The organism is Dapis purpurea BLCC-M126, assembly GCF_050015975.1.
Classification (GTDB): Bacteria; Cyanobacteriota; Cyanobacteriia; order Cyanobacteriales; family Microcoleaceae; genus Trichodesmium.
Map to the genome: position 1 here is coordinate 5,407 of NZ_JBNHER010000025.1, position 3,680 is coordinate 9,086.

Below are 3,680 nucleotides of genomic sequence, written 5' to 3' on the forward strand. Positions count from 1 at the left end.
GTTCACTTACCAAACCAAGCAATACTCGCCCCAGCACAAAACCATCCCCTACTTCCAGTGGCACTTCTAACCGCAGTGGTTCACTTACCAAACCAAGCAATACTCGCCCCAGCACAAAACCATCCCCTACTTCCAGTGGCACTTCTAACCGCAGTGGTTCACTTACCAAACCAAGCAATACTCGCCCCAGCACAAAACCATCCCCTACTTCTAGTGGCACTTCTAACCGCAGTCGTTCATTTTCCCAACCAAGCAATACCACTCCCCCCACTACTAATAACATCAACACTGGAGGACGGACTCGCAGTGGTTCATTTACTCCAACTACAAAGAAATCTTATTCTGTTGAACCTGCTACGGGACGTCGTTACTATACGCGCCCAGGGACTGAAGAACGTTATTATCAGGAAGCAGGTACAGGAAGATTTTATTATGTACAACCAGCAACTCAAAGACGTTACTACATGAATGTTAATAACGGACAACGTTATTTTATCACTCCCGGTAACAAGCGATATTATTACGAGGAAGTGGGTACAAGTCGATTTTATTATGTACATCCAACTACTAGAGTTCGCTATTATTACCGTCCGACTTTTCGTGAACGAGTAGTTTACAGCTATTACGAGGGACTAGCAACAGTAATGCCCATGTTTTTAGTTATACTTTTGCTAGGAACTGTTATGATATGTATTTTATATGAGTTGGTTATGTTTATCGCTTCTCTGTTTGGTTATCATCGAGAAGTTTTGGTGGCAGAAGGAGATGGGTATGTAGAAATTATTGAGGAGTCACCAGGATATGTGGAAGTTATTGAGGAGTCGCCAGGATATGTGGAAGTTATTGAGGCAGAAATGCCAGTAGAAACTATACCCGAAGATTTGGTTAATGATATTGTGACTGTGAGTAAGTTACAGGTGGCAATGGTTGCACCAGCAAATAATATTCAATCTAAGTTAGCAAGAATAAGGGAAGAGATTGATATTGATACGCCAGAAGGTAGGGTGGGATTTTTGTTGCAGTCGGCGATCGCTCTGCTTCAGAGTGACGAATATTGGACTCATGTTGCTGCTAGTTCGGAAACAGTGGATACTAGACAGGAAGCAGAACGAATTTTTGAGCAGTTTTCTTTTGCAGAGAGGTGTAAATTTGAGGTTGATACTGTTGATGACAATGTAGAAGTTGACAATCATATTGTTGTGACTTTGTTGTTAGGAACGGAGGATGATTATCCTATATTTGATGAAGTTAATGATGGGGAAAGTTTGAAGCAAACTTTGAAAGATTTAGGCAAAATCACCCCTGATTATTTATTAGTATTTGAATTAATTTGGAGTCCTACAACAGCAAGCGATTGTCTTACTTATGAGCAGTTTGTTAGTGAGTATAGCGATATGATTCAAATTAGTTAATATTTACTTGAGGTAATTATATCGTGTTAAGTAAAACACTTATAATTAGTCAGTTAGTTGCGCTTTAGCACTTATGGACATAATTTGGAGTGATAAAGCACAACTATAAACAAAGACTCAATACGAATCAAGTTTTTTCTTAACTTATGCTGCCCAAACATTTGACAATGAACAGATCTATTTATTTAACTTTGTCTGTTTGATAAGAAGTGACAAAAGTAGTTAACCAAGTACCTGGAGCAAAAGCCATATTAATTTTTGCTCCTTCATCTATATGCTGTAGGAACAATAAAACACCATTTTTTACCTGTGCTTCATCTGCCTGAACATATTGTTCTTCGTTTTCGGCTATATCTTTAGTTACCCGGACATACCAATAGTAACGACCATAATTAATCGGTTCACTATTACTCACTTAATTTTGCTCCTAGTTAACTAAAGCATACTTGCAGAAGTATAAGTCTCTATGATTATTTTGTCAAGCTAAATTTACCAAGTAATAATTATGATAAAAAATCAATACAAAATTACCTATTTTTGGGCGGAATTAAAAAATTGAAAAATTCAGAATCTTCAATAATTGCCTCCTCAAAAATAGCATTAGTTAAATCTGCATTATCAAAAGATGTTTTTGACAACTTCTCCAACTCAACAACAACTTGGAAAAACAAAATAACAACAACTCCAAAAATTACCCCCGAACCTAAAAATAATAACAATCCTTTGACTTTATTTCCTGCCAAAAAATAGATAATACCACTCGAACCAATAACCGCAGCAACCCCAGCTAAAACAGCAGCAATAATCTCACTCTCAGCATTAGTAACAGCAACCGCCACAGCACCAGTCGCAATCAAAGCAGCAACCCCCGCCATTTCACCAGCAATAAAACTAGCAAAAGCAGCAGCAACAGTAACAGCGATCGCCGCTCCAGCACAACGAACAATCAAAATCCTAATCTTGCTCCTACTTTGCCCAATTCTTGCACCTCGAAAATTTGCCCCTCTGAGGATAGCATCCTGAAAATTGCAACCTCTTAAGTCAGAAGCGCTAAAATTAGCTCCTGTCAAGTCTTGGCCTTGAAAATTGCGATGTCGTAAGTCTTCCTGAGAAAAATCTAAAGGTAATGGTTGATTCATGGGATAGTTTGTGATAGTTTAAAAATAAAGTTTAAATCTAAAATCGCCATTTTTTTATGAAAAATATAACTTTACTATCTGCTACATTCCTCACTGCGACATCTGCATTAGTTTTTGGGAAAATACAAGCTGCCTCTGCTTTAATTTGGAACTGGAGTTATTCCGCTCCTGGTATAGAAGCAAGTGGTAATTTGACGACTAATGACACTCCTGACGATTTAGGTTTTTACCTAATTACTGGAATTACTGGTACGCGAAATGACGAAACAATTATTGGTTTACAACCTACGGGAACTTCAATACCAGGAAACGAACCTTTTGTACTTGACAATATAATTAGTCTTAATCCTGATGAGCAATTAACAAGTTCTGGTTTTGGGTATTTCACCTCGGAAGGAAACTTTGTTAATATGTTTTTTGCTGATTTTTTGCAGCCTGCAGGTTATTTTGAGATTTTTTCTGCACCGCCATTTGTACCAGGCTTTGAAAATTTTGGGCCAGAAGATAGTGAATTGCCCGTTAGTTTTTCTGCTAGTTTTTCTGCTGCTCCAATCACCGTCCCTGAACCAACCTTTACCTTAAGCTTCCTCGCTCTCGGTACTCTAGGAGCAGTTTCAACCTTTAAACGCAAACTGAAGCCTTCCAAATCTACAGCCAACCCTAGCTAGTAGGTTGGGCAAATATTACAGCGGGTTTGATTTCGGTGGAACCACAGTAGGGACGTTCCATGGAACGTCCCTACAATATTTTGGTTATGACGAGGAAGCAACTACAAAAGTTGACGTGGCAGTAGAGGTAAATTTTCCTAGAGATCGTAAAGATGAAAAATTTTTAGCTTCTGCAGTTGTCAGTGAAGCTAATTTTTTAATTACAGGTGACTACGACTTTGAAGAAATGCAGGTGCTTTTACCCACGACTACAATGTTGCCCTTTTTCAGAAATTGGCGATCGCTACTGGAGCAGATTCGGTTTCATAAAGCTAGATTAGGAATATTAATCTAAACTTCTCGTTGAGTCGAGGAAAGTTGTAGTTGTAAAAATGTTACAATTGTAAATGTAAAAAGTTTATAATTTCTATAGAACCCATTTGGTATCTCTAAAAAATTAGGCGATCGCTAACCTCTTAAGC

At 38.2% G+C, this 3,680-nt stretch carries 5 protein-coding genes; 3 read left to right on the plus strand and 2 right to left on the minus strand.

Annotated features, from left to right (window positions below; genetic code table 11):
- On the plus strand, positions 1 to 1,412 hold a 1,412-nt coding region (locus tag ACP6PL_RS03255), incomplete at its 5' end, for a DUF1517 domain-containing protein (RefSeq protein WP_426542500.1).
- A gap of 181 nt (positions 1,413 to 1,593) precedes the next feature.
- Here the strand turns inward: ACP6PL_RS03255 and ACP6PL_RS03260 are convergent.
- Positions 1,594 to 1,827, minus strand: a complete 234-nt coding sequence (locus ACP6PL_RS03260; protein ID WP_426542502.1) for a hypothetical protein — start codon at positions 1,825 to 1,827, stop codon at positions 1,594 to 1,596.
- A 112-nt stretch (positions 1,828 to 1,939) separates the two neighbouring features.
- Positions 1,940 to 2,551, minus strand: coding sequence for a pentapeptide repeat-containing protein (locus ACP6PL_RS03265; protein WP_426542504.1), 612 nt, complete (start codon positions 2,549 to 2,551; stop codon positions 1,940 to 1,942).
- 56 nt (positions 2,552 to 2,607) lie between these two features.
- Here ACP6PL_RS03265 and ACP6PL_RS03270 point away from each other — a divergent pair, with 56 nt between their 5' ends.
- Together ACP6PL_RS03270 and ACP6PL_RS03275 are read left to right on the plus strand one after the other, a co-directional pair.
- Positions 2,608 to 3,219 carry a hypothetical protein gene (locus ACP6PL_RS03270; protein WP_426542506.1) on the plus strand — a complete coding sequence of 204 codons (612 nt, stop codon included), beginning with the start codon at positions 2,608 to 2,610 and terminating at the stop codon, positions 3,217 to 3,219.
- A 4-nt stretch (positions 3,220 to 3,223) separates the two neighbouring features.
- Positions 3,224 to 3,553 carry a putative toxin-antitoxin system toxin component, PIN family gene (locus tag ACP6PL_RS03275; RefSeq protein WP_426542508.1) on the plus strand — a complete coding sequence of 110 codons (330 nt, stop codon included), beginning with the start codon at positions 3,224 to 3,226 and terminating at the stop codon, positions 3,551 to 3,553.
- Positions 3,554 to 3,680: the final 127 nt, after the last annotated feature.

Excerpts from the sequence above, each read along its gene's own strand:
- ACP6PL_RS03265 (WP_426542504.1), bottom strand. The coding sequence starts at position 2,551 with ATGAATCAACCATTACCTTTAGATTTTTCTCAGGAAGACTTACGACAT.
- ACP6PL_RS03270 (WP_426542506.1), top strand. The coding sequence starts at position 2,608 with ATGAAAAATATAACTTTACTATCTGCTACATTCCTCACTGCGACATCT.